Raw genomic sequence first — 24,620 nt, 5'->3', positions numbered from 1 at the left:
CATTCCGAACACGGAAGTTAAGCCCACCAGCGTACCGTGAAGTACTGGAGTGAGCGATCCTCTGGGAACCACGGGTCGCCGCCTGCCCACTCATCCGGGAGAATACTCCCACCCAGCCCACGGACGTTAATGAGTGAGAAATCTTTTGTGGGGTGGACTCGATGTGCTGGTAATGGGAAGCAATCGACGCAAAGAGATCAAGCGTCACCTTTCGGAGGAGAAGCTCGACGAGCTTCTCCGTGACGCCGAAGATAAGCACAGGATTCGGCGTCTCGGGTTCGTGAAGAATCTCTACCAAGGCGACACGATTGCGGAAGCTGCCGACCGGGAAGCTCGGTCGGCAGCGACCGGCCGCCGATGGGCGAATGCGTGGAACGAAGGCGGAGTCGATGAATTGATGCCGAGTTTCGGGGGCGGTCGGCCCCCGAAACTTGCTGAGAACGAACAAGAAGAACTGCTTGAACTTCTCCAAGAGGGGCAGCCATGGAAATCACAGGAGATACAGCACCTTCTGGCTGAGGAGTTCGGTGTCGAGTACCACCCAGATTACCTCGGGAAGTTTCTCCGAGATCTTGGGTTGTCGTACGCGAAACCCCGGCCGAAACGGCCGAATAGGCCGGAGAATCCCGAGGAAGTCCTCGACGAGCGCGTCGCTGACGCGCTCGACGAGACTGACGACGAACCCCATAACAAGGAGAAGGGTGACGAAGAAGACGGATGGATTGTCGACGACGATGTTTGTACAGACGGCGGTACGGTCGTCGGTTTTTTCGATGCCTCACACCCCCAGCCGTACGATAATTCGCGGCGGGTGTGGTACGTCGATGATCCGCACGTTGAACGGCAGCTAGTCAAGACCGAAGATTCGGCGGTTGGATTCTACGCATTGAACGGAGTAAGCCTGGTTCGCTGGACCGAAACAGAAGAGAAAGAGAAGATCTGTAGCGTCTTAGAGACGGTCCGCGAGCAGAATCCGGGACAGCGGATTCTGCTCGTCTTAGATAAGCACGGATCGCACATCTGTGAATACACGCGCAAGCGCGCACATCAACTAGGGATCGACCTGATCTTCCTTCCATCAGGTTCGCCGCATCTCAACCCAATCGAGCAAGTCTGGAAACAGCTGAAATGGACGATGTCGCCGATCATCGTCGACGACGAGGACGAATTTCACGAACTCGTCAAAGACGTATTTGAACAAGTGACACAGCGAGTCAGCTACGCCAGAAAGTGGTGTGAGAAGTTTCTTAGCGTTCAGAAGTTATCTTGATCATTAATGTCCGTGGGCTTTTTTGATGTATAGCGAGCGGCGAGGGCGCTGACGCGCGACCGCTAGGCTTAAACGCTCCACAGCGACAGCTCCGGATCAGTCCGAGAAACCGCCGATATCACCTGCCGGACAGCGCGAGAGGTCGCTTCGTACCGGTATCCGATCGACAGCAGCGGGTCGTCGGCCCGCCGCACCGAATGCGCGGACAGTGATCGTCTCGGCGCGAGTCCTATCAGTACTAATAGTTTCGTCAGTAAGTTTATCAGTTCTGTCGCTGAACCCAAGTGTAATGGGCGGACCGAACGGCACGGTACGGCTGTTCTGTGGCGAGCAGCCGTCGGTTCGCGACGGAGTGGACTCGGACCGTGTCGTGTCCGTCCTGTTTGGGACCGACGTGGAAAGGTGGCGGAGCGGCTGGGATCGAGCGCGAGCGAGACCGCCCGACAGAGAGGCGGTAGTGGACGTGAACGATATCGCTCGGAGCGGGACCGCCGCGTCGACGCAGGTCGTACCGAACAACGGCCTCGCTTACACGGTCCTCGGCCGGACCGTGGAAAGCGAACGGGTTTTCGACGCCGTCGCCGACCACTTCGACGGCGTCCCCGATGGCGCGATCGATGTGGTGGTCGACGACCTCGCGCCCGTCGCCGCCCGGGAAGGCGTCGACTCGGCAGTCGCGTTCGTGGACCGTCTCCTCGAGCGGTTTGTGGGGAGAGTGGGTCGGATTTCGATGGGGTGCTCGTTCGAGATCCCCGTGGAGTTGCTGTCACGAGTCGGCGCCCGCGCCGATGTCGTCGTCGGGCCCGACGCGGAGGCGGTGACGGCGGTCGAGCGGCTCTCCCGCGAGGATCCCACGACGTTCGGGTACGTCCGTCGCCACTGGGTGGAGGCCAAACGCGGCATCGAGACGTGCGACCGAAACTACCCGCAGTCGAAGCAGGTACACGCCGCGCTGGCGGACCCGGAGACGACGCCGCGAACGCTGGGGGCGACGCTGTCGGGGATGGTCACGCTCGGCGCGCTCGAAACGTGGGGAGACACCGTCGGCCCGACCCGGTACGATCTCACCGCGTACCGGCCGAAACGGACGTGGGCGCTCGGTGCGGCGATCGCGACGGGCGTCTCAGACGACTGAAGGTGGGGTCGTACCGCAGTAGACGCGCTACTCTTTTGATCCGTCCCGAGCGTCCGCCTCCGCGACGCGTTCGAGGTCGGCATTCACCACAGTCCCGTTCGGCTCCAGCGTCACGCTCCCGAGCGATGCGGTCTCGCCCGTGTCGTACCGCGCGGCGACGGCCTCCAGCGTCGCTTGTCGGTCGAGCCGCTCCCACACGGCCTCCGCGATGAGCGACTGGAACGCCTCTGGGTCGGTCCATCCGGCGTCGATATCTGATGGAACACCGACGACGACGCGCAGTTCCGTTTCGGTGACGCGGATGCCGACGCCGAACGTGTCCGCACACATGTGTGCCGGTTCGCGTCGCGGAGTGAAATCACCGTCGGCGTCGGTCGCTGACCGAGGATCACGGGAGTATCTGCGTCGCGTCGGTCGATCGGCTCTCGAAAGCCGTAAGCAGTCGCCGTTCGAAGCGTCGTGGAACCCGATGACCTCGAACCCGGCGGTGTCACCCAAGGCGGCGCTGGCGACGGCGGTCGCAGCCGTGAGCGCGGGCGCCATCCTCGTCCGTCTGAGCGAGGCGCCGAGTTCGGTCGCCGCCTTCTATCGGGTGTTGTTCACGACGGTGCCACTGGGGGCGGTCGCTGCGTGGCGGTATCGAGCGGATCTCGCGCGGATCCGGCCCCGCGATCTCGCGTTCGCGGCCCTGTCCGGGGTCGCGCTCGCGGTTCACTTCGCGGCGTGGTTCGAGAGCCTCCGGTGGACGAGCGTCGCCGCGAGTGTGACCCTCGTTCAGGCGCAACCGGTGTTCGTCGCGCTCGGCGCCTGGCTGCTGTTGCGCGAGCGCGTTACCCGCCGCATGGCGGCGGGTATCGCCGTCGCGGTGGGCGGGATGGTGTCGATGTCGTTCGGTGACTTCCTCAGCGGCGTGGCGGTCGGCCCCCGTCCGCTGTACGGAAACGCGCTGGCGTTGACCGGGGCGGTCGCCGCCGCGGGCTACGTGTTGGCCGGGCGGTCGCTGCGGCAACGCATCTCGCTCGTCCCCTACGTCACGGTCGTGTACGGCGTCTGCGTGCTCGTCTTGCTCTCGTTCGTCCTCGCGGCGGGACATCCGCTTACGGGATACCCGCCTCGGGAATGGCTCCTGTTCGTCGGCCTCGCGGCCGGTCCGGGGCTACTCGGCCACACCGTTCTCAACTGGGCGCTCGCACACCTCGAGTCGAGCGTCGTCTCCGTCTCGCTGCTCGGCGAACCGGTCGGGGCGACGCTGCTCGCCGTCGCGTTCCTGTCGGAGACTCCGACGCCGGCGACGGTCGTCGGCGGGTGCGTCGTTCTCTTGGGGATATACGTCACGGCGGCCGCTGACCGGTGACAGCGTTTTCAGCGTCGATATTTTGGGGTAAACGTTGAAACCGTCTGGCCGGTTGATTAAGATATGGACCGGCGAACGGTCGTCGCGTTTGTAGGAGACAATGCCCGCGCGAGCGACCGCGTAACGCGCGCGGTCGACGCCGCTTGGAAGGGGCCCGACGGACCGACGGTTCGGACGTTCGCCCCGGCCGATCTGGGTGAGGAACGCGACGACGAGGGCCCGCTGAACGACACCTGCGGTGTCGTCGTCACCGCCGCGGCGGCGGCCGACGACGCGGTAACGGAGCGGCTCGCGGCGCTCCCGTCGAACGTGCCGGTGATCGCGCTCGTCGAGGACGCGACGACGGAGACGATCCGCGCCCTGCTGGCGGCCGGCGTCGACGACGTGGTCACCGTCGACGACTGGGCGCTGTCCCCCGACGAGAGCGACGCCGTCCGGTCGCTCGCCGAACGCCTCGCGGGACTGTTAGAGCCCGACCGCGTCCAGCTCGGAACCGACGATGTCGCTCGCCTCTCTGAGGTCTTGCTCGACGCCGGGACGACGCTGATGAGCACCCGCACCGACGAGGTCGGAACGAAGATCGAGTGGACGATGGAGAACGTCGGCGAGCACGCCGAGCTCGACCGGATAATCTGTTACCGAGAGGAGGACGGGCAGTTCGTGCCGGCGTACAGCTGGTGTCCCGACGGCTTCGACCCCGCCCCGAGGCGGTTCGATGACTTCCCAGACCCCGACCAGCTGTCGACGTTCGGCAACGTCGCTCGGGGGGCGGCTCCTCCGCGCGGTGAAGACGTCTCGACCGCTGACACTGACGAGGCGGGTCCGCCGGCGACGGTTCACGTACCGCTCGTCGTCGACTGGGAGCTGAGCGGAATCGTCGCTTTCGAGTCCGACGACTACCGGACGTGGACCGACGACGAGGTCGACCTGTACCGTACTCTCGGGGATCTGGTCGCGCACACGATCGCGCGCAACGACCGTCGGGCGGCGCTCCGCCGACAGGCGGAACAGCTCGAGCAGTTCAGTGCGGTCGTCTCACACGATCTCCGGAATCCGCTAAACGTGCTCTCGGGGTACCTGTCGCTCTCCGAGGACGAGCTGACGCCGTCGCGATACGATGCCATGAGCGGCGCGGTCGACCGCATGGAAACGCTGATCGACGATCTGCTCATGCTCGCGCGGCGCGGGGAGGCGATCGGCGAGACGGAGTCGGTTCCGATCGAGGCCGTCGCGAAAGACGCGTGGGCGTCCGTCCGGTCGCCCGAGGCGACGCTCACTATCGCGGATGAGGTCGGTCAGGTCGAGGCCGACCCGGGACGACTCCGGCAGGCGCTGGAGAATCTCTTCCGGAACGCGATCGATCACGCGGGCCGGGATGTGGCGATAGAGATCGGCCCGCTCACCACGGAGGACGGCCGCCGCGGGATGTACGTCGCGGACGACGGTCCGGGGATACCGGTCGAACTCGCCGACACGGTCTTCGACTCCGGCGTCTCGTCCGCCGACAGCTCAGGGATCGGGCTGGCGATCGTCGACCGGATCGTGGAGGCCCACGAGTGGGACATCGAGGCCCGAAACGACGACGGCGCGGTCTTCGAGCTCACGTTCGGCGCGAGCGCGACGCAGGTCGCGTCGGCGTAGCGGATTCGCTCGGTGTCGGCGGCGGCTCCGTGACGCCGTTATGCGTCGGAGAACCGGTCGACGGTGCGCCGGTGACGGTCTCGGAACATGCCCTCGAACCCGATTTTCGCCGCGGGTCCGACGAAGTCGCCGAGCGGGCCGAGCGGCAGTCGATACGCGACCGTATCGACGAGCAGGGTCTCGTCCCCGTCGGCGTAGAACGCGTGGGTGTGCTGCCACCGTCGGAACGGTCCGTCCTCCATCTCGTCGACGAACCGCGCGGAGCGCTCGGGCGGGGTCTCCCCGTCGGGGTCGCGCTCGACGATGCGCGAGGTCCACCGCTGACGCGGGCCCGCTCCGAACGGTCGGACCGACATCTCGATCGCCGATCCGGCGACGAGAACCCCCGGATCGGACTCGCCGTCCGGTCCCTCCACGCCGTCGATGCGGAGGCGCATCCAGTCGGGGGTGAGTTCGCGCAGTCCGTCGACCGTGGAGTGGAACGCCCACACGTCTTCGACCGGAGCGGGCACCCGAATCGTCCGCCTGTACGTCGGCATACGTCCGGTACGGTGCGGTCGGACAAAAAGCCGTCCACGGCGGGCCGCGACCGAAACTCGCATGCCTGCGCGCGCGCTGATCGAATACGATGGAACGCGGGGCGATCGACGTCGGCGATCTGGCTGGACCGTTCGACCTTCAGGCGACCCTCGAAAGCGGCCAGAGTTACCTCTGGAACCGGTCCGACGGCGACACGTACGACGAACTTCACGCGCACGGCGGCGACGCGTGGTACGAGACCGTCGTCGATCCGATTCCCGGGGTGACCGACGAGCGCGTCGCGGTGCGGGTCCGACAGGAGGGAGGCGTCCACGACGGCACCCTCCGCTGGGAGGCGTCGACGGACGTCGAGCCGCTGTTGACGCACCTGCTCCGGCTCGACGACGACCTCGACGCGATCCTCGACGCCACGCCAGATCTGCCCCTGCTGGAGCGCGCGTACGACGCCTACGAGGGAATGCGACTGACCCGCGACCCGGTCTTCCCGTGTCTGATCTCGTTCATCTGTTCGGCCCAGATGCGGGTCGCCCGGATCCACGGGATGCAGCGCCGGCTCCGAGAGACGTACGGGGACGCAGTTCGACTCGACGACGAGACGTATCGGGCGTTCCCGACGCCCGAGCAGCTGGCGGCGCGGACGGAGGACGAACTCCGTGATCTCTCCTTGGGCTACCGCGCGCCGTACGTCCAGCGGACCGCGGAGATGGTCGCGACGGGCGAGGCCGACCTCTCGGAAGCGGCCGATCTCCCCTACGAAGAGGCCCGCGAGTCGCTCACGCGGTTCGTCGGCGTCGGTGACAAGGTCGCCGACTGCGTACTGCTGTTCTCGCTGGGATTCCTGGAGGCAGTGCCGTTGGACACGTGGATCCGCACCACCATCGAGGAGTATTACCCTGACTGCGACCGCGGGAGCTACGCCGCGACCTCCCGCGCGATCCGCGAGCGCTTCGGGGGCGAGTTCGCCGGCTACGCCCAGACGTACGTGTTCTACTACCTCCGCGCCGGCGGCGAGTGACCGGCGCGGCGCCCGGAGTCCGGCGCGGCCGAAGTTTGATACTCGTTCGCGTGGTACGCACAATCGTGATGGACTGTCGAGTCGTCGTCGAGGCCGCGGTCCCGGTGTACGACGTGGAGACCGCCGACGAGGCGGTCCGGATCGCCATCTCGAAGACCGGTGAGATGCTCAACCCGGACCTCAACTACGTCGAGATCGACACCGGGACCCGGACGTCGCCGAGCGGCGAACCGCTCGATCCGGCGTTCGTCGCGGCCGACGAGGCGCTCGTCGCCTTGGAGCTCCGGATGGACGTGTTCAACGTCGACCGCGGCGAACACGCCAGCCGCGTCGCGCGAAAGGAGATCGGGAAGCGACTTCGCAACATCCCGCTGAAGGTCCTTACCGTCACCGAGATCGGTCCCGAAGAGAGCGACCGCGCCGACGACGCGTCGACCGCGACAGGAAAGTCAGCGTCGGGCGACGAGGAGTCGAGCCGCAGCGACGGATCGGCACTCAGCGGCGGCGAGGAGCACGAGGAGTTCTGAGCCGGTCGCCTCCGTGCTGCCGGCTCTCGACGGGAGCGGCCGCGACGCTGGTCGGCGTTTGGTGCGGTCGGCGAGGAGCGGTACGCGGTAAACGTCTCAGTCGGCCGTCGGGGCCAGCGGCTCCGATTCGGACGACTCCATCGGCTCAGTGATTCCCTCTGTCAGCTTGAAAACGGCCGCCTTGTGGTCGGTCTTGGATTTGTGGATCGACGTCGGTTTCACGCCCAGTTCCTCGTAGGCTTCGAGATCAACGTCGTCGTCCCAGAACTCGCACTGTTTTCGTACCTCCGCGAGGAGACCGTGAAGATGGATGAGTTCCTGCTTCTTCATGAGTACCAGTCCTTTGCTACCGGAGGTTTATATTATTATCTTGAGTAACGTTACCACACTATCCGCGTATTTCGCGAGTAGCAACGCGGAGAAGTGGGTTCTCGATAGATCGTTCAGGATCGTTTCCCGCGATCCGTCGCTACCCGAGGTCGACGACGATCAAAAAGTCGTTCGCGAGACGCCGACCGTGTGCGGTCGGGGCTCCGGTCTCAGGGGTGGTCGAGCCCCCGACCCGGCACGGCGCTACTGGAACTGTCTGACGGCTTCGAGGTCGCGCTCGGTTCGCATGAACTCGGTCAGGCGCCGCGTCGCGTGACACGCCGGACAACTGAAGTTAGACCGCAGGTCCTGAAGCTCGGCCGGGTTGTCCTGCCACTCCTTGCCGCACTCCGGACAGACGAGTCTGACGAACGCATCAACCATGTCACCCTGTACAGTCGGCCGCGTTAAAAACGTGGGTGGCGATCGGGGGTCGAGTGTCGAGCCCGACGAGACCGACATCGAACCGAGTTCCTGACGGCGCCTCAGGCGCTCGCGGCGCCGCTCGCGTCGAGGAGCTCCTTGTATCGATTCCGGATGGTGACCTCGCTGATGTCGGCGACCTCCGAGACCTGACTCTGCGTCACCTTCTCGTTCGACAGGAGCGCGGCGGCGTAGACGGCGGCGGCGGCCAGTCCGACCGGCGACTTACCGCTCGTGATCCCGGCGTTCGCGGCGTCGTCGAGCAGTTCGCGTGCGCGCCGCTCCGTCTCCTCCGAGAGGCCGAGCCGCGAGACGAACCGCGGGACGTAGCTCGTCGGGTCCGCCGGCTGGACGCGCAGTCCGAGCTCGCGGATGACGTACCGGTACGTCCGCGTGAGCTCCATCTTCTCGACGCGGGAGACCGTCGTGAACTCGTCGAGGCTCCGCGGGTTCCCCACCTGCCGGGCTGCGGCGTACAGCGAGGCCGTCGCGACGCCCTCGATGGAGCGGCCGGGAAGCAGGTCCTCGTCGAGCGCGCGGCGGTAGATGACGCTCGCGGTCTCGCGGACGTTGTCGGGGAGGCCGAGGGCGCTGGCCATGCGGTCGATCTCGCCGAGCGCCTGCTTGAGGTTGCGCTCCTTGGAGTCGCGGGTGCGGAACCGCTCGTTCCACGTCCGCAGCCGTTGCATGCGGCGTCGCTGTCGGCCCGAGAGCGACTTGCCGTAGGCGTCCTTATCCTGCCAGCCGATGTTCGTCGAGAGCCCCTTGTCGTGCATCATGTTCGTCGTCGGAGCGCCGACCCGCGACTTGCTGTCCCGCTCGTTCGAGTTGAACGCGCGCCACTCCGGCCCGCGGTCGACCGAGTCCGCCTCGACGACGAGCCCGCAGTCGTCACACACCGTCTCGCCGTGCTCCGTGTCGGTCGCGAGCCGACCGCCGCACTCGGGGCAGGTCGTGGTGCGCTCGCGCTCGCTCTCCGTCGGCTCCGCGACGGCCGCCGACTCCGACGCCCTCGTTCGCGTGCGCTCGCCGCCCGCGGACGCGTCCGCGGAGTCCGCCCGTCCTTCCCGTTCCGTGCCGCCGTCGCTGTAGGTATGTGTCTCTGTCATGTGTGTGCTCCGACGATCCCCCGACGAAAATACAGCGAGGTCCGCGAATCGCCAGCTCGTTAACGTATAGTTAGTCGCGAAAGTATATAAATATATCTATAATTGAGCGCGGCGTTGCGACCGGAAGCGGCTTCATACGTCGGTGTACGCGGATATGTGACCTCGACCTCGTCCTATCCGCGATCGGTGATGTCCCGGAGCGGAGTCGTGCGACCGTATTTATACTTCACTCTCAGTGACCGCCCCCACGCAGCGAGGCCGGTCCTCGACTCAAGGGGCCGGTCGGCGCCCCACCCGAGGTCCGTGTGCCTGAGAGGCCACCGGGTACAGCGCCGACCTCGCTCGCACCGTCGACCGTCACCGCTCGTCGACCGCGGCGCGCGCGAGCGCGCCCGCCAGCACCTCGGTCGCCGCGGCGCAGTCGTCCCAGTCGGTCCACTCTCGGGGGTTGTGCGAAATCCCGTCGCGGGACGGAGCGAACAGCAGCGACGCGTCCGTGACGCGCGCGACCCGCATCGTGTCGTGCGCCGCGCCCGAGTGGAGGTCGATCGCCTCCCGCCCGGCGGCGTCGGCGGCGCCGTGTGCGGCCCCGCGGAGCCGGTCGCTCATCGGCGTGGGCGCAACGTCGAACGGTCGCTCGAACGCGGTCTCGACGCCCCGCTCGCGCTCCAGCCGCGCGAGCGAGTCGCGCGCGGCCTCGACGATCGCCTCCATGGATCCGGCCTCGACGTCGCGGATATCCACGCTGGCCTCGACGCGGCCGGGAACCACGTTCGTCGCGTTCGGCGCGACCGACAGCGACCCGACGGTGCCCACCGCCGAGGGCGACGAGGACGCCACGACCTCGTTCGCGGCGGCTTCGACGTCCAACACGAACTCGCTCGCGGCCGCGAGCGCGTTGGTCCGCTCGTCCATCGGGGTCGCGCCCGCGTGGTTCGCCTCGCCTTCGATCGCTGCCTCGCAATGGGTGATCCCGGTGATCGTCGTCACGACACCGACCGCCGCGCCCGCTTCCTCCAGCGTCGTGTCCTGCTCGATGTGGAGCTCGTAGAACGCCGCCCACGACGCGGGATCGAGCGTTGTCGGGTCGCCGTCGTCGTCGGTCGGCGTGGCGGCGTCGACGGCGTCGCCCCCGCGGTAGCCGATCCGGTCGAGCGCCTCGCCGAGCGTCTCTCCGCCAGCGTTCGACAGCGCGAGCGCGTCGTCGAGCGCCGTCTCGCTGGTCGCGACTGACGAACCGAGGAGCCCGTTGCCGAAGCTGCCTCCCTCCTCCTCGGTGAAGCTGACGACGGCGACCGGTCGGTCCGGCTCGGCCCCTGCGTCGCGCATCGCGCGGACCGCCTCCAACGCGGCGTACACCCCGAGCGGGCCGTCGAAGATCCCGCCCTCCGGCACGCTGTCGAGGTGGCTCCCCGAAACGACCGGAGCCGCCTCGGGATCGGCGCTCGTCGGGACCCACGTCCCGAGGACGTTTCCGACCGCGTCGACCGCGACGTCGAGACCGGCGGCTCGAAGCCGTTCGACCAGCCGGTCCCTGGCGCGACGGTTCGCCTCGGATCCAGTGCGATTCGTTCGCGCGTGCGCGTCCGGATCGCCCGTTTCGACGCGGCCGAACGCCGCATTCGCCTCGATGTCCGCGCGGAGCCGGTCCGCGTCGACTGGGAGCGTCATACCTGAGCCGGGCGCTCCGCGATCAAAACGGTTCGGGCTCCGGCGGTCGCGTCGAGGCGGGTGTCCGGTCGGTCACCTCCCGAGTGGCCTTCACTCCCCGCGCCGCGCGAGCCAGTAGCCGGCCGAGCCCAGCCCGAGTCCGGCCGCGAACGCGCGGCTCGCCGCCTTCCCGTCGATCGACCGCTCGGCGGCGACGCCGAGCGCCGCCCACGCTAGCGCGATCCCGAGGCTTCGTGCCGGGCCGCCGCGGAACCGCCGACAGCCCGCGGTCGCCCGCGCGTGACGGTAGAGGTAGCCGACTGCGAAGCCGGTCGCGAACGGTGCCGCCGGAAACCCCTCGGTGTCGGTCCGCGACAGCGCGAGCAGCGCGAGGCCGCAGCAGAGCTCGGTCGTGGCACCCGCTGCGCGCACGACACCGACCATGCGTGCCGTTCACATCCGTCTCTCATAGCCGTTTCGCCGGGAGCGCCTTCCGATCCCGAAGACACTTTCCGCGCGGCGTTGTGGTGTCAGCCGACATGTCCCCGTTGCTCCTCCAAGGCGCGGCGGCCGGTATCGCCCTCTTAATCAGTCTCGGGTTCCTCGTCGTCCACCTCGCGATGATCGTGTGGACGTACTCTGACGCGCAGAGCCGCAGCGAGCACCCGCCGATCCTGTGGGCGCTCGTCGTGTTCTTCGCGCCGCTGCTCGGGATCCTGCTGTACCTCATCATCGGGCGGGACTCCTACTGAGCCGCCGTCTCACGCACCGGGGCCGACGAGTGGTTCCCGGCGCCGATCCCGCCGGAGGACTCACACGCCCTTGAGCACGCTCGTCACGCCGACGCTCTCGGCGACGACCCACGCGACGAACAGCCCGTAGGCCGCGAGCAGCGCGTACGACTCGCGCTCGTTGAGCGCGAGGCTCGTCCGGAGCGTCACGAACAGCAGGACGGTCGCGACCGTCAACACGCCGAGCATCGGCACCGCCGTCGAGAAGTTGACGGCGACCTCGCCGACGATCAGCACGCCGAGCGGGATAGCGACGAGCAGGTCGAACGTGTTCGATCCGAGGACGTTTCCGAGGCTCGTCGTCCCCCGGTTCTCGCGCGCCGTCCGGACGCTGACCAGCGTGTCCGGGAGGCTCGTCGCTGCCGCGACGACCGTGACGCCGGCGAGGAACTCCGGGACTCCGAAAGTGACGCCGAGCGACTCCACCGACGCCACGAGCCGCTCGACGGTGACGACGATGACCGCGAGCCCGCCGCCGAGCTTCGCCCACTCGCGCCGAATGTCGATCCCCTCGCGCACGCGGTCCATCGCCGCGTCGTCGACGTCCTGATACTGGATGAAGAGGTAGAGACCGTACAGCGCGAGCGGGATGACCGCGAGCGAGCGCGGCAACGTCCCGACGATCGGGTCCGTCGACACCGGGAAGTAGATGACCGCGAGCGCGAACGTCACGACCAGCGCGGAGACCGCCAGCATGTAGAACTGCGCCTCCTTGTACACGATCGCCCGGTTGGCTTCCAGCTCGTCCTCGCCTCCGAGTCCGGCGGCCGCGGGAATCACGAGAACGTTGAAGATGGCCGACCCGACGAGCGCGCCCACGCCCATGTCGAAGACGCCGGTGAGAGCGGTGACCAGCACGCTCACGAGCTCCGGGAAGCTCGATCCGACCGCGACGACGATCGACCCTTGAACCACCTCCGGGAGCCCGTAGTACCCGGACAGCGTCTCGGCGGCCTCCTCCAACCAGCCGCTCCCGAGCCAGATGAACGCGGTCGCCGCGGCGATCACGAGGACGTGGACGAGTGGCGAGTCGGGGAGGGCGCCCGTCACGGCGCTAGCGCACGTGCTTCCCGGCCAGCTCCCACAGCCGGTCCGCGGTCGCGTCGTCGAGGTCGTCGCGGGCGACGCGCCACTCCCAGTTGCCGTCCAGCGTCCCGGGCTCGTTGAACCGGGACTCGCTGCCGAGCCCGAGCAGGTCCTGAATCGTCGCCACGGCGAGGATCGCGTCCGAACTCCACACCTCGTCGATGATCGCCCACTCGGGCGGCTCGTCGGGGTCGCTCCCGACGTTGTACCGGAAGCAGTCGCGCTGCTCGGCGGGGAGGTCCTCGAAGTAGCCGGCCCACGTGTCGGTGTCGTGCGTCGAGGTGTAGCCGACGACCCCCTCGCCGTAGTGCATCGGCTGGTACTCGTTCCCCTCCGCGCACCAGTCGGCGTACTGCGGGACGCGCATCCCCGGGAAGCCGAACTCGGCCATCAGCTCGTCCATCGCCGGGTCCTCGAAGCCGAGGTCCTCGGCGATGAACGGGGCCGCGCCGAGCTCGCGCTCGACGGCCTCGAACAGGTCGCGGCCCGGCCCGTCGCGCCACTCGCCGTCCGCGGGGTCGTCGCTGTCGGCGGGGATCGCCCAGTACTTCACGAAGCCGAGGAAGTGGTCGAGCCGCGCCACGTCCGCGAGGTCGAACAGCCGACGGAACCGGTCGAGCCACCAGTCGTACCCCGACTCGGCGAGCCGCTCCCAGTCGTACAGCGGGTTCCCCCACCGTTGGCCGGAATCGCCAGCGTTCGGCGGCACGCCCGCGACCGCAGTCGGACGGTTCCCCTCGTCGAGCCGGAACGCCTCCGGGCTCGCCCACACGTCGGCGGAGTCGAGCGCGACGTAGATGGGCACGTCGCCGACGATCGATACGCCCTCATCGGCGGCGACCGCGCGCAGGTCGTGCCACTGGCGGTCGAACGTCCACTGGACGAACGCGCGGAACCGGACCTCCGCGGCGTGTTCCTCGCGCGCCTCGGCCAGCGCGTCCGGGTCTCGCGTGCGCAGCGGCGCGGGCCACTCCGTCCACACGTCCTCAGGGCGGGCGTCGGAGAGCGCCCTGAACAGCGCGTAGTCGGCCAGCCACGGCTCGCGCTCGCGAAACGCGCCCAGCGCGGCGCGGTCCTCCTCGGTCGCCCGCTCCTCGAACTGCTCGAACGCGGTCCGCAACAGCGGGAGCTTGTACTCGCGGACCGCCTCGTAGTCGACGCGGTCGGTCGGGAAGTCGGGGACCGGCCGCAGGTCCCCCTCGTCGAGCCAGCCGTCGTCGACGAGCCCCTCGGGGTCGACGAACAGCGGGTTGCCGGCGAACGCGGACGGCGACTGGTACGGCGACTCCCCGGCCACGGAGAGCGTCGGCCCGATCGGACAGATCTGCCAGTGGTCGACGTCGGCGTCGCCGAGGAACGAGAGGAAGTCGCGCGCGCCCTCGCCGAGGTCGCCGATCCCGTACGCCCCCGGTAGCGAGGTGACGTGACAGAAGACGCCGTCGGAGCGGTCGAATCGCATAGGCCACCCTGCGCCCCCCACTGACTTCAAACGTTGCGTCCGGGGATCGCGTCGCGGCGGCGGAGATCGTCACGACTGGCCGCTCACTTGTCCGCGACCGGACGGCCACTCTCCGGCCCGCCGTTCACTCCTCTGCGACCGGCACCACCGCCACGTCGTCGACGCGGACCCGCTCGGTGCCCTCGCCGTCTTCGACCACGCACCGCTCGCCCGTGACCAGGTCGCGCTCGCCGTGAGCGACATCGATCGCGACGCTCGCGTCCGCGGGCGCGAAGTTGAGAACGACGATCAGGTCCTCGTCGCCGTCGTGCCGGCGGAACGCGACCACGTCGTCCGGGTGGACGTCGCCGCTCGCGACAATCGGCCGCTCGGAGAGGTCGCCGCTCGCGACGTGGTAGCCGACGCGCGACACGTCGCCCTCCGGCCCGAGCGCCGGGTGGTCCCGTCGGGTCGCGAGCAGTCGCTCGTAGCGATCGCGGACCTCCTCGCGCGCGTGGTCCCACGCGATCGCGTCGCGCCGGCCGCGCTGACCGATCTCCTGGCCGGCGTACACCATCGGGACGCCGGGCAGCGTCATGATCGCCGCGCCCGCGGCCGCCGCGGCGGCGTCGCCGCACTCGACGCGGTAGCGCGTCTCGTCGTGGTTCTCGATGTACTGGAGGAACTCGGCGTGGTCGGGGAACCCGATCTCCGCGCGCTGGTCGACCGCGTCGAGGACGCTCGAAGCGGGTTCCGCGCCGCGACCGACCTGGCGGAGCTGGAAGTACAGCGTCGCGTCGAAGTGGACGTCGAACATCCCCTCGTGGAAGCCGGGGATGTACGGGATCGTCTCGTCCATCAGGAGGAACTCGCGGTCGATGTCCTTCACGCGGTCGCGGAGTTCGCGCCAGAACGAGTCCGGGACCGCCCACGCCATGTCGCAGCGGAACCCGTCGACCAGCGGGGCCCACTCGTCGATCACGTCGAGGAGGAACCGCCGCACGTCGAGGTTCGCGTGGTTCAGGTTCGCGATAAGCTCCCAGTCGAAGTAGGTCCCCGGCTCGCCGGACTCCTGCCACTCGTAGCGGTCGCGGTACGGCGACTCCGGATTCTGGTAGGCGTCGCGGAACCACTCGTGGTCGCGGGCCGTGTGGTTGGCGACGAAGTCGAACAGCACGCGCATCCCGTGGTCGTGGGCCGTCTCGACGAGCGCTTCGAAGTCCTCGCGCTCGCCGAGGTCGTCGGCGGTGTCGAAGAAGTCGACGATGTTGTAGCCGTGTGGCTTCCCGTCGTGCCCGAGGACCGGCGTGAGCCAGAGCGTGTCGGCGCCGAGCTCCGCGATCCGGGGGATCCGCTCCGCGATGGCGTCGAACGCCGCGCCCTCGTCGGCGTCCGCGAAGGTGCGGACGAACACCTCGTAGACGGAGGCGCTGCGAGTCCACGCCGGCGGGTCGTTGAGTCGGAGCGTCTCGAAGTCGGGCGCGTCAGGGGTCAGCATGGCCTCGCCGCCGGCGTCGGTCGCTCCCGGCGGACCGTCCCCGGCGCGCTCGACCGCGGCCGCGTCGGCGACGCTCACGCGCGGATCCTCTCCCGAGTCCCGCGCGACCGCGACGGCGTGAACGCGGAGGCGGTCAGGAACCGCGTCGAGGGGGACGCGGAGTTCGCGGCCGCCGTCGCTCACCCGGAGCGCGTCTCGCGGGCTCGTGCGGCCGTCGGCCACCGCGGTCTCGACGTCCCGGTCGTCGACGACGAAGGTCACCGAGAGGTCGTCGGCGTCGAACGCGGACTCCGGGTTCGGCGTCGGCGTCGCGGTGAACACCGCCTCTCCGGCGCCCGAGCGCGCCTCCTCCCCTCCGGTCTCGCCGCCGGTCGACTCGGCGTCGCCGCCGAACGCGACGCTCGCGTCCACCCTGACCCGCGGCCGACCCACGCCCTCGTGCCGCTCCCGCGCGGCGTAGTCCACCGGCGCGTCGTCCGCGTCGCGGTCCCGTATCGCGGTCCCGCTGCCGCCGGCGACGTCGACGCCCTCGTAGCTCGCGGGGAACGCGCGGACCGTGAGCAGGTGGTCGCCGTCCGGCGCGTCGAGCCCGAGCAGGTAACGGCCCGGAACGTCGGGCGTGAACGCCGTTACGGCGTCGTCGCCGACGGTCGCCTCGCTGCCGGGCGGGGCGTCGGCGACGCGCCAGACGTACGTCGCGTCGGGGTTCGGGTCTCGCGGAGCCAGTTCGGTCTGCTCGCCGGTCGCGAGGAAGCGCGGGGGTCCGGGGTGGTGCATGTGACGCCAATTAACGCCCGGGGCCTTCGGTGTTGCTCTTGTTTCGGTGAGATCTGCGCCGCGCAGCGTCCGTTCGGATACCGGCCGCGGTCGTCAAGGCTTTTACTCCGGCAGTCGCAGAGCGGGTATGCGACTGCGTACCGCCCTTACGGAGCACGAACGTCGGCGCGGGGAGCGCTACCCGGCGGAACACTCGATGACCGCCGGCGCGTTCACCGGCGACGACGGCCGACTGGTCCACGTCGGACCGGACGGGACCGTCCACGACTGTTCGTACTCCCTCTCCGAGGTCGGCGGGGCCGACCGCCTGCGGATGGGGATCACCGCCGGGCGCGGGGTCCGCTGGTTCGACGACCTCGAGACGACCCGCCAGCACTACGACGGCGACACGCCGCTCGTCGAGACGGAGTACGACGCCGGCCGCTACACCATCCACCAGTTCGACCTCGTCGTGAGCGACACGCACCTCACGCACGTCGAACTCCGGGGATCACCGCCCGCCGACGCCGAGATCGTCGCCGCCTACGCGTTCTCGCCGGACATGGTCGAGGGCCGCGTCGGTAACATGGTCCACGACGGGGCCGGCCCCGAGGACGGCGGCGTCGTCGAGGTGTACCACCGCACCGAGCACGACTTCCTCACCGCCTCGACCGGGCTCTCGAACGCCCACGGCCAGCGCCTGCGGACGATTCCGGAGCTGCTCGGCGAGGCCGACGACGGCTTCCCGCACCGCGGTGAGATCGACCGACGAGAGGACTCGCGGCTCACTCCCGACGTGGTCGTCCGCGCCCCCTTCGAGCGCGACGGCCGCACGGAGCGCGTCACGCTCGCCGGGCGAGCGGTCGTCGACCGCCGGGCCGCCCGCGACACCGGCGACGACGCGAAGGACGCGCTCACCGACGGGGTCGACCGCCAGCGCCGCATCGAGACGGTCTCGAACATCGCCACCGCGTACCCCGACGCGGACGACCTCCGCGAGGCCGCGGACGGGCGCGGACCGGACGTGCCCGCCGACGCCCCGCGACGGTCGGTGATCGCGAGCGACCTCCGCGCGCTCGACCTGCTCACCGCGGAGTCCGGGGGCCGGATCGCCGCCCCCGAGTTCGACCCGTTTTACTCCACCTCCGGCGGCTACGGCTACACGTGGTTCCGCGACGAGGCGACCGTCTCGACCGCGCTGCTCGACGCGAGCGAGGAGCTCGGCCTCGACGCCGACGAGGAGCTGCTCGCGGCCGCGAGCTTCTTCTGTCGGACGCAGGACGCCGACGGCTCGTGGCCCCACCGCGTGTGGGCCGACTCCGGGAAGGTGGCCCCCGGCTGGGCGAACGCCCGGATCGAGGGCGCGAACGCGACCCCCGGCCCGAACGATCAGCTCGACCAGCCCGCCACGGTCGTCGCGTTCCTCGCGACCCTCCGCCGCGAGGCCGACCTCCCCGAAGAGTGGCGCGACCGGATCGACGAGACGATCGCCGACGCCGTCGACTTCCTCTTCGAGACGACCGAGGACGACGGGCTCCCCCGCCGCTGTCAGAACTGCTGGGAGAACGCGCTCGGCCGGTTCACCCACACCGGCGCCGAGTACCTCCGGGCGTTCGCCGCGGTGGCGCGCGCGCCGGTCGACGAGGCACTCCGGGCCGACGCGGCCGACGCCGCTGACACCGCGCTCTCCGGGCTCGACGCGCGCTGGAACCCCGACACGGAGCGGTTCCTCCAGCGCGCGAGCGAGGAGGACCAAGACAGCCGCGCCGACGCCAGCACCTTCGCGCTCGCGACCGCGGCCGCCGAGTACGCCGCCCTGCTCGACGAGACGCCGGCGGCCGACGACGACGCGCCCGACGACGCCGCGGCCACCGACGGCTCCGGCTCGGTCGACACCGTCGCGGCGAGCGAGTTCGACCGCTTCCTCGACCGCGTCAACACCCACGTCCGGCAGTCGATCGACGCGCTCCGGCGCGAGACGCCCGCCGTGGAGGGGCTCGTGCGGTTCACCGGCGACGACTGGCGCACCGCCGAGCAGGGCGCCGCGAAGGTGTGGTCGATCGCGACGCTGTGGGGCGCGACCGCGGCGGCGACGCTCGCGGGCGTCGTCGAGGACCGCGGCGGGACCGCGGAGCCGCTGTTCGCCGACGCGCGCGACCTCTACGCCCTCTGCGAGCCGGACGGTCCCTTCGTCAACGAGGCCGGGCTGTTCGCGGAGCAGGTGTTCGACGACGGGGACCTCGACAGCGCGACGCCGATCGCGTGGTCCCACGCGCTCCGCATCGACGCCACGGTGACGCTGGCGAGCCGCGGCGAACTCCCGGTCCCGCACGACCGCGAGACCGGCCCGGAGGCGGCGCCGCACTGGACCACGGGCCGCAAGTTCGGCGTCGGTACGCCCGCCGACTACGACGCCGACGATCCGGTCCCGGTGTGGTTCACGCTCACCGAGGGGGCCCTCACCGAGGCGCGGTTCCCCCGGATCGACGTGATGAACGTCCGGACGTTCGACTTCCTCGTGGCCGACCCCGACTCCGAGTACGCGATACGGACCTTCGCCGAGACGGGCCACGTCTCGGCGACGGAGACGATCGAGCGGACGACCGAGCCGGCGGCCGACGACGCGCTGGCGTACGTCCAGACGATCCGCGAGACCGGCGACGGCCACGGCCACGGCTGGACGCTCACCGTCGAGTACGCGGTCGACACCGACGGCACCGCGATTCTCGCCGACGTCCGGTTCGAGGGGTCCCGCGAGTACGACGTGTACGCTCTCGTCGACGCCACCATCGCGAACGTCGGCACCGACGACCGCGCCGAGCGGGTCGCGGGCGACGTGGGGGCGCACCTCCTCGCGCGCAAGGACGACCCGGACCGCGACCCCGGGAAGCTCGTCGACGACGAGGGCGAGCCGTTCGCCCCCGCGCTCGCGCTGGCGAGCGGCGACGGGTTCGACTGGGCGAGCGCGCTCGCGGCCGACGGCGACGCCACCGACGCGCTGTTCGGCGACGGCGAGCGCGTCGAGGAATCGCCCGAGGCGGTCGGCAACGTCGTGCTCGCCGGTCTCGTCGGCAGCGGCGAGTCGCTGCGAGACACGGTCGCGCTCGGGTTCGCCGAGGACTCGGACACGGCGGGCGCGCTCGGCGAGGCGGAGGGCGCGCTCGCTCGCGGGTTCGACGACGCCGCGGCGGCGTACGCGCAGACGTGGCGCGCGTGGCTCGCCGACCGTGAGCTTCCCGACTCGGTCGCCGGTGACCCCGGCCTCGCGGCGCAGTATCGGTTCGCGCTGATGACGCTGGCGGCCGTCGAGGACAAGGCCCACGACGGCGCGGGGATCGCCAGCCCGTCGGTGCCGTGGGGCGAGACCGAGTACGCCGCCGAGAACCGCGGCTACGGCTACAACTTCGTCTGGTCGCGCGACCTCTATCAGGTGTTCACGGCCTTGATCGAGATGGACGAGCTCGAACGCGGCGCGGACGCCTTGGCCTACCTCTACAACACCCAGCAGGACGACGACGGGTTCCTCCCGCAGAACACCTACATCGACGGCCGGACCCGGTGGGGCGGCGAGCAGATGGACAACATCGGGTTCCCCTCGGTGATGGCGTGGCAGCTGTACGAGCGCGGCGTGACGCTTGACGACGCCGGCTACACGTACGACCAGGTCGCCCGCTCGCTCGATTACATCGCCGAGAACGGCCCCGAGACGGCACAGGAGCGCTGGGAAGAGGAGGCCGGCTACTCGCCGTCGAGCATCGCGGCCGAGATAGCGGGCCTCGTCTGCGGCGCGGCGCTCGCGCTCGCCGAGGCCGACCGGCGCGAGGAGGCGGACGGCGACGGCGCCGAATCGCCCGACTCCCTCCGTGCGGACGCGCTGGCGTGGCTCGCGCTCGCCGACGACTGGACCGCGCGCGTCGAGGAGTGGTGCGCGACCTCGACGGGGACCGACCGCCACGATCGGACCCCGTACTACATCCGGATCACGGCCGACGGGAACCCCGACTCCGGCCGACCGCGCACCATCGCCAACGACGGGCCGACGTACGACGAGCGGGAGATAATCGACGGCGGCTTCCTCGAACTCGTCCGGCTGGGGATCAAGCCCGCCGACGACCCGGTCGTCCGCAACTCCGTCTCGGTCGTCGACGACTCGATCCGGGTGGACACGCCGCACGGCGCCGCCTGGTACCGCTACGTCGGCGACGCGTACGGCGAGATCGCGGTCGGTGACCCCGGCGCGCCGTGGGCCGGGACCGGCGACGGCCGCGGGCGTCTCTGGCCGATCTTCACCGGCGAGCGCGGCGAGTACGAGCTGCGCGCCCGCGCCGACGGCCCCGACGCCTTCGGCGGGACCGACGAGGATGCGCTCGAACCCGAGGCCCTGCTCGAGACGATGGCCGGGTTCGGCAACTCCGGGCTGATGCTCCCCGAGCAGGTGTGGGACCGCGAACACCCGACGAAGTACGGCTGGGAGTTCGGCGAGGGCACCGGGGGGGCGACCCCCCTCGCGTGGTCGATGGCCGGCTTCGTCCGGTTGGCGCACGGCGTCGACGCGGACGAACCGGTCGAGACGCCGGCGGTCGTCCGGGATCGGTACGTCGAGCGCGACCGCCCCGCAGGCCCCGACCTGACCGCCACGGCCGAGTTCGCCGAGGACGCGGTCGTCGTCGCGGGCGAGACGGACGCCGAGTCCGTCGCCGTCCACACCCGAAAGACCTCGCGGCTCGTGACGCCCGACGACGACGGTGCCTTCGAGGTCGACCTCGACGCCGCGACCGACGCGGACACCGTCGTGGTCGCGGCCGCGACGGACGAGGCGTTCGAGGCGGCCGGCACGTCGGTGGAACGGCTTCGGCTCTAGGTCGGGCGGTTCCGGTCTCCGGCTCGGCTCACCCGAGCGCGTTCACGTCGACGCTGCGGACCCCGCCGTCGACCTCGATCTCGACCGTCGAACCGACGCGCTCGCGCACGGTCTCGCGCCACGCCTCGACGCTCTCGGCGTGTCGCTCGCGACGCGTTTCGAGGTCGGCGTCAGGGAGTTCGGCGGCCGTGTCGTCGACTTCGGGGTACGGGGGCACGTCCGCGACGAGGTCCCTGGGGTCGATGTGGAGCGGCGCGGGTGCGTCGTCGGAACCACCGTTCCCGTTATGGCCTCCATTCCCGCCGGCGTCGAGCGCGTGGAGCCGTGCGCGCATCCGCCCGGAGAACGGCGGCGTCGCGCGGAGGACGACCTCGCGGTCGCTCCGGAGCGTGGCCTCGAGCGCGTTCGCCACGTCCTCGCGGTGAACCGCGATCGACCGGATCCGGTCGGGACCGGCCGCGTCGTCCGCCGACTCTTCAGTCATCGTTCGCCGCCCACTCGGCGTCCGAGAGCGTTCGCTGGACGGCCTCTTCGCCGACCGCGCCCGCGAGGTGCTCGAAGCCGGCGCGGACGCCGCGGTCGCCCGCGTTCGCGACCAGCCGCGAGACGATGAACTCCGGCGTGGACTTCCCGACCGTCTCGAACCGCGGCTGGTAGTCGACGCGGAGCTCCAGGTCGTTCGTCAGCCCCTCCGCGAAGATGCCGTCGATCCGTGCGGCCTCGGGCAGCGGACTCAGGTCCTCGGCGAGGTGCGTGACGTAGACGCCGAGCGCGCCGCGGTCGACCGTGAGCGTCACCAGCCCGTTCAGCAGGTCGGCGGCCCGGCCCGGCTCCGTGATCGCCTCGAACTCGTCGACGAGCATGAGCGTCCGACCGTCCGCGACCAGCGGCGGCACGACCGACTTCAACGTCGACTCCAGCACGCCGGCGTTGAACGACGCGTGTCGGCGGTGGAAGACGATCCGGTCGAACGTCCCGACCTCGGCCGCGTCGGCGGGCACGGGCAGCCCCATCGATGCGAGCAGCGCCACCGCGCACAGCGTTTCGAGGAGGGTCGTCTTCCCGCCGGAGTTCGCCCCGGTGAGGACGCTCACGCGGTCGCCGGTCGGCGGCGCGTCGGCGCTCGCGACGCCCGACGCGTCAGCGAGCGAGTGCGAGCCGACGCCGTACGAAACCGGCTGGACGTCGCCCCCGAGGAACGGGTTCCGCGCGCCGCGCACGGCGATGCCGTCGTCGACGAGCGTCGGGCGGACGTGCCCGTTCTCCGCCGCGAACCGCCCGAGCGACAGCAGGAAGGCGGCGTCCGACACGGCGGACGCGGCGCGGGCGACGGCGGTGTCGCCGCCGTCGTCCGCTCCGTCGCCGCCGCCGGCGGTCGCGTCGTCTCTCCCTGCGGACTCGTCGCCCAGCCGCTCGCGGATGTCGGCCGCGACGGCGGCCTCACGCTCCTCGACGGCCGCTTCGAGTTCGACGACGAGGTCCCGCAGCGTCCCGGAGACGAAGTCGGCGGCGTCGAGCGCCTCGTCGGGCGACGCGGCCCGGACCGTCGCGGGCTCGACGCCCGTCTCGCTCGCGACGTGGTCGATCGTCGCCGCCTCCAGCGCCTCGAAGTCGCGGAGGCTCCCGTCGCGGACCGATTCCAGCACGTCGAACGCGGAGTCGGCGAGGTCGCGCGCCGCGGACAGCTGCTCGCGGAGCCGGTCCAGCTCCGCGTCCGCGCCCGCCGCGATCTCGATATCGTCACCGTCGAGCCCGCCGGCGGGGTCGATCGACCCCCGGACGTCGGCGAGCGCGTCGGCCGCGTCGCGCAGGCGGTCCCCGTCCAGCGCGCCGATGTCGGCGAACGGTCCCGCCGTCAACCCCGCCTCGCGGAGCGCGACGGCGGTCTCGACCGCGGCCAGGTCGGAGCCGGCGGCCTCGTCGTACGCGTCGAACGCGTCCGCGACCGACTCCCGGTCCGCCTCGTCGAGGTCGGTCCACGCGTCGCGGGCGGCGACGACCCGATCTAATCGTGCCTCGACGGCGTCGCGGTCGAGGAGCGGGGTCAACACCCGAATGCGGTCCGCCGCGTGCGCGGTCAACGCCGCGTCGGCCGCGAGCCCGAGGAGGTCGTCGTACACCGAGCGCGCGTCGCCAGTCGCGAGCACGTCCATCCCGGCCTCCCCGTTCGCCCGGCGGAGGATGCGGGTCGCGCGGCCGCGGTGGAGCCCGGCGTCGACGAGCGCGCGGACATCGGCCGACTCGATCGCCTCAACCGCCCGCTCGGTCCCGAGGGCCTCGGCGAGCCGCTCGCTCGTCTTCGGCCCGATCCCCCAGTAGTCCTGGAGTCGCATACCCCGTGGTGTGGCCCCGGCATCTTGGCGCTTTCGTCGCTCGCGTCGCCGACGGCGACCCCGCGAGAGCGTCGGCGCGAGTTCCGTCCCCTCGCCGTCGGTTCCGCCACGGCAGCGTTCATACCGCGCTGACTCCTACTCGCGGCCATGGCCACGGAGATCGCGGACGGCGTCTGGCGACTCGACTGCGGCGGAGTCAACGCGTACCTCGTCTTCGACGACGTGCCGACGCTCGTCGACGCCGGGACGCCGTGGGACGAGGGCGCGATCCGAGAGGGCCTCGGCGACGCCGGCGTCGATCTCTCGGCGATCGGGCGCGTCCTCCTCACCCACTACGACCTCGATCACGTCGGGACGCTGGCGGCGCTGACGCCGGAGCTCGACGCGCCGGTCCACGCCTACGGCTTCGACGCGCAACTGCTGCGGGGCTATCGGACCCCCCCGCTCGGGAATCATAAAGGGCTGATACAGCGGCTCGGCGGACTCGTCACCGATCTCCCGGAACTCGAAATCGTCGGCGTCCGCGACGGCGACGCGATCGGCTCGTTCACGGCGTACCACACGCCGGGCCACACGCCCGGCCACGTCGCCTACGTCAGCGAGGAACTGGGCGTCGCGCTGCTCGGCGACCTCGTCTCGGAGTCCGACGGCGAGTTGACGGAGTCCGGCTGGGTGATAAGCTACGACACGGGCGCGGTCGCGGCGAGCGTCCGGTCGCTCGCGGAGCGCGCCCCCGCGTTCGACGTCGCCTGCGTCGGGCACGGCGACCCGCTCGCCTCGGGGGGTGACGAGGCGCTGCGCCGGCTGGCGGCGACGCTCTGAAC

General features: G+C 70.2%; 21 protein-coding genes and 1 rRNA gene. 10 read left to right on the top strand and 12 right to left on the bottom strand.

From position 1 onward, the window contains the following. The 3 genes from rrf to EXE47_RS09665 all read left to right on the top strand — a co-directional run. Nucleotides 1-87, top strand: a 5S ribosomal RNA gene (rrf, locus tag EXE47_RS09675); the annotation flags it as partial. An 85-nt stretch (nt 88-172) separates the two neighbouring features. Beyond that, complete coding sequence (locus EXE47_RS09670) at nt 173-1,270, top strand: IS630 family transposase (RefSeq protein WP_137703857.1); 1,098 nt, start codon at nt 173-175, stop codon at nt 1,268-1,270. 463 nt (nt 1,271-1,733) lie between these two features. Then, the gene (locus EXE47_RS09665) at nt 1,734-2,405 is read left to right on the top strand and encodes a hypothetical protein (RefSeq protein WP_049930068.1); all 672 of its coding nucleotides are present in this window, start codon (nt 1,734-1,736) and stop codon (nt 2,403-2,405) included. Between the two features lie 27 nt (nt 2,406-2,432). Here the strand turns inward: EXE47_RS09665 and EXE47_RS09660 are convergent, their stop codons facing one another. Further along, nucleotides 2,433-2,735 (bottom strand): hypothetical protein, encoded by a 303-nt coding sequence (locus tag EXE47_RS09660; RefSeq protein WP_049929308.1) that lies wholly within the window; start codon nt 2,733-2,735, stop codon nt 2,433-2,435. A 139-nt stretch (nt 2,736-2,874) separates the two neighbouring features. On the opposite strand from EXE47_RS09660, the gene EXE47_RS09655 reads away from it, so the two are divergent. Both EXE47_RS09655 and EXE47_RS09650 read left to right on the top strand, forming a co-directional pair. Next, nucleotides 2,875-3,759 carry a DMT family transporter gene (locus EXE47_RS09655; RefSeq protein WP_086219116.1) on the top strand — a complete coding sequence of 295 codons (885 nt, stop codon included), beginning with the start codon at nt 2,875-2,877 and terminating at the stop codon, nt 3,757-3,759. Nucleotides 3,760-3,822: 63 nt separating this feature from the next. Next, complete coding sequence (locus EXE47_RS09650) at nt 3,823-5,400, top strand: HAMP domain-containing sensor histidine kinase (RefSeq protein ID WP_049929310.1); 1,578 nt, start codon at nt 3,823-3,825, stop codon at nt 5,398-5,400. Between the two features lie 38 nt (nt 5,401-5,438). On the opposite strand, the gene EXE47_RS09645 is transcribed toward EXE47_RS09650, so the two are convergent. Next, the gene (locus EXE47_RS09645; protein ID WP_086216557.1) at nt 5,439-5,939 is read right to left on the bottom strand and encodes an SRPBCC family protein; all 501 of its coding nucleotides are present in this window, start codon (nt 5,937-5,939) and stop codon (nt 5,439-5,441) included. Between the two features lie 89 nt (nt 5,940-6,028). On the opposite strand from EXE47_RS09645, the gene EXE47_RS09640 reads away from it, so the two are divergent. Together EXE47_RS09640 and EXE47_RS09635 are read left to right on the top strand one after the other, a co-directional pair. Next, nucleotides 6,029-6,955 carry a DNA-3-methyladenine glycosylase gene (locus EXE47_RS09640; protein WP_094495275.1) on the top strand — a complete coding sequence of 309 codons (927 nt, stop codon included), beginning with the start codon at nt 6,029-6,031 and terminating at the stop codon, nt 6,953-6,955. A gap of 68 nt (nt 6,956-7,023) precedes the next feature. Then, nucleotides 7,024-7,482 (top strand): DUF555 domain-containing protein, encoded by a 459-nt coding sequence (locus tag EXE47_RS09635; protein ID WP_086216559.1) that lies wholly within the window; start codon nt 7,024-7,026, stop codon nt 7,480-7,482. A 96-nt stretch (nt 7,483-7,578) separates the two neighbouring features. Here EXE47_RS09635 and EXE47_RS09630 read toward each other — a convergent pair whose 3' ends face one another. The 5 genes from EXE47_RS09630 to EXE47_RS09610 form a co-directional block, all read right to left on the bottom strand. Further along, nucleotides 7,579-7,812: a UPF0058 family protein gene (locus EXE47_RS09630; RefSeq protein WP_004598519.1), complete on the bottom strand. Its 234-nt coding sequence runs from the start codon at nt 7,810-7,812 to the stop codon at nt 7,579-7,581. A gap of 243 nt (nt 7,813-8,055) precedes the next feature. Then, entirely contained in the window at nt 8,056-8,235 is a 180-nt protein-coding gene (locus tag EXE47_RS09625; protein ID WP_049929314.1) for a hypothetical protein, read from the bottom strand. A gap of 101 nt (nt 8,236-8,336) precedes the next feature. Then, the gene (locus EXE47_RS09620; protein WP_049929315.1) at nt 8,337-9,383 is read right to left on the bottom strand and encodes a transcription initiation factor IIB family protein; all 1,047 of its coding nucleotides are present in this window, start codon (nt 9,381-9,383) and stop codon (nt 8,337-8,339) included. Nucleotides 9,384-9,740: 357 nt separating this feature from the next. Beyond that, nucleotides 9,741-11,054 (bottom strand): Zn-dependent hydrolase, encoded by a 1,314-nt coding sequence (locus EXE47_RS09615; protein WP_137708243.1) that lies wholly within the window; start codon nt 11,052-11,054, stop codon nt 9,741-9,743. A gap of 90 nt (nt 11,055-11,144) precedes the next feature. Next, on the bottom strand, nt 11,145-11,477 hold the full coding sequence (locus EXE47_RS09610; RefSeq protein ID WP_137708242.1) for a hypothetical protein: 333 nt from the start codon (nt 11,475-11,477) through the stop codon (nt 11,145-11,147). Nucleotides 11,478-11,572: 95 nt separating this feature from the next. Between EXE47_RS09610 and EXE47_RS09605 the strand changes: the two genes are divergently transcribed. Then, nucleotides 11,573-11,785 carry a PLDc N-terminal domain-containing protein gene (locus EXE47_RS09605; RefSeq protein ID WP_137708241.1) on the top strand — a complete coding sequence of 71 codons (213 nt, stop codon included), beginning with the start codon at nt 11,573-11,575 and terminating at the stop codon, nt 11,783-11,785. Nucleotides 11,786-11,845: 60 nt separating this feature from the next. On the opposite strand, the gene EXE47_RS09600 is transcribed toward EXE47_RS09605, so the two are convergent. The 3 genes from EXE47_RS09600 to malA all read right to left on the bottom strand — a co-directional run bounded on the left by EXE47_RS09600 (nt 11,846) and on the right by malA (nt 16,623). Beyond that, entirely contained in the window at nt 11,846-12,874 is a 1,029-nt protein-coding gene (locus EXE47_RS09600) for a sodium:calcium antiporter (protein ID WP_094495277.1), read from the bottom strand. 4 nt (nt 12,875-12,878) lie between these two features. Continuing rightward, entirely contained in the window at nt 12,879-14,369 is a 1,491-nt protein-coding gene (gene malQ, locus EXE47_RS09595) for a 4-alpha-glucanotransferase (protein ID WP_137708240.1), read from the bottom strand. 124 nt (nt 14,370-14,493) lie between these two features. Beyond that, nucleotides 14,494-16,623 (bottom strand): alpha-amylase MalA, encoded by a 2,130-nt coding sequence (gene malA / locus EXE47_RS09590; protein WP_137692703.1) that lies wholly within the window; start codon nt 16,621-16,623, stop codon nt 14,494-14,496. A gap of 127 nt (nt 16,624-16,750) precedes the next feature. Here malA and EXE47_RS09585 point away from each other — a divergent pair, with 127 nt between their 5' ends. Continuing rightward, nucleotides 16,751-21,463 (top strand): glycoside hydrolase family 15 protein, encoded by a 4,713-nt coding sequence (locus EXE47_RS09585; protein WP_199237884.1) that lies wholly within the window; start codon nt 16,751-16,753, stop codon nt 21,461-21,463. Between the two features lie 28 nt (nt 21,464-21,491). Here the strand turns inward: EXE47_RS09585 and EXE47_RS09580 are convergent, their stop codons facing one another. Both EXE47_RS09580 and EXE47_RS09575 read right to left on the bottom strand, forming a co-directional pair. Then, nucleotides 21,492-21,947, bottom strand: coding sequence for a hypothetical protein (locus EXE47_RS09580; RefSeq protein ID WP_049929323.1), 456 nt, complete (start codon nt 21,945-21,947; stop codon nt 21,492-21,494). Continuing rightward, complete coding sequence (locus EXE47_RS09575; protein ID WP_049929324.1) at nt 21,940-23,796, bottom strand: DNA mismatch repair protein; 1,857 nt, start codon at nt 23,794-23,796, stop codon at nt 21,940-21,942. The genes EXE47_RS09580 and EXE47_RS09575 overlap by 8 nt, the downstream gene beginning before the upstream one ends. A gap of 147 nt (nt 23,797-23,943) precedes the next feature. Between EXE47_RS09575 and EXE47_RS09570 the strand changes: the two genes are divergently transcribed. Further along, nucleotides 23,944-24,618, top strand: coding sequence for an MBL fold metallo-hydrolase (locus EXE47_RS09570; RefSeq protein ID WP_049929325.1), 675 nt, complete (start codon nt 23,944-23,946; stop codon nt 24,616-24,618). Nucleotides 24,619-24,620 lie beyond the last annotated feature (2 nt).

Source organism: Halorubrum sp. GN12_10-3_MGM (genome assembly GCF_005435235.1).
GTDB lineage: Archaea > Halobacteriota > Halobacteria > Halobacteriales > Haloferacaceae > Halorubrum > Halorubrum ezzemoulense.
Note: the sequence above shows the minus strand (reverse complement) of the source record. Positions and strands in the feature narration are given on the sequence as shown.

Coding starts and splice junctions, on each gene's coding strand:
- EXE47_RS09670 (WP_137703857.1), top strand. CDS start 173: ATGGGAAGCAATCGACGCAAAGAGATCAAGCGTCACCTTTCGGAGGAG.
- EXE47_RS09660 (WP_049929308.1), bottom strand. CDS start 2,735: ATGTGTGCGGACACGTTCGGCGTCGGCATCCGCGTCACCGAAACGGAA.
- EXE47_RS09655 (WP_086219116.1), top strand. CDS start 2,875: ATGACCTCGAACCCGGCGGTGTCACCCAAGGCGGCGCTGGCGACGGCG.
- EXE47_RS09650 (WP_049929310.1), top strand. CDS start 3,823: ATGGACCGGCGAACGGTCGTCGCGTTTGTAGGAGACAATGCCCGCGCG.
- EXE47_RS09645 (WP_086216557.1), bottom strand. CDS start 5,939: ATGCCGACGTACAGGCGGACGATTCGGGTGCCCGCTCCGGTCGAAGAC.
- EXE47_RS09640 (WP_094495275.1), top strand. CDS start 6,029: ATGGAACGCGGGGCGATCGACGTCGGCGATCTGGCTGGACCGTTCGAC.
- EXE47_RS09635 (WP_086216559.1), top strand. CDS start 7,024: ATGGACTGTCGAGTCGTCGTCGAGGCCGCGGTCCCGGTGTACGACGTG.
- EXE47_RS09630 (WP_004598519.1), bottom strand. CDS start 7,812: ATGAAGAAGCAGGAACTCATCCATCTTCACGGTCTCCTCGCGGAGGTA.
- EXE47_RS09625 (WP_049929314.1), bottom strand. CDS start 8,235: ATGGTTGATGCGTTCGTCAGACTCGTCTGTCCGGAGTGCGGCAAGGAG.
- EXE47_RS09620 (WP_049929315.1), bottom strand. CDS start 9,383: ATGACAGAGACACATACCTACAGCGACGGCGGCACGGAACGGGAAGGA.
- EXE47_RS09615 (WP_137708243.1), bottom strand. CDS start 11,054: ATGACGCTCCCAGTCGACGCGGACCGGCTCCGCGCGGACATCGAGGCG.
- EXE47_RS09610 (WP_137708242.1), bottom strand. CDS start 11,477: ATGGTCGGTGTCGTGCGCGCAGCGGGTGCCACGACCGAGCTCTGCTGC.
- EXE47_RS09605 (WP_137708241.1), top strand. CDS start 11,573: ATGTCCCCGTTGCTCCTCCAAGGCGCGGCGGCCGGTATCGCCCTCTTA.
- malQ (WP_137708240.1), bottom strand. CDS start 14,369: ATGCGATTCGACCGCTCCGACGGCGTCTTCTGTCACGTCACCTCGCTA.
- malA (WP_137692703.1), bottom strand. CDS start 16,623: ATGCACCACCCCGGACCCCCGCGCTTCCTCGCGACCGGCGAGCAGACC.
- EXE47_RS09585 (WP_199237884.1), top strand. CDS start 16,751: ATGCGACTGCGTACCGCCCTTACGGAGCACGAACGTCGGCGCGGGGAG.
- EXE47_RS09580 (WP_049929323.1), bottom strand. CDS start 21,947: ATGACTGAAGAGTCGGCGGACGACGCGGCCGGTCCCGACCGGATCCGG.
- EXE47_RS09575 (WP_049929324.1), bottom strand. CDS start 23,796: ATGCGACTCCAGGACTACTGGGGGATCGGGCCGAAGACGAGCGAGCGG.
- EXE47_RS09570 (WP_049929325.1), top strand. CDS start 23,944: ATGGCCACGGAGATCGCGGACGGCGTCTGGCGACTCGACTGCGGCGGA.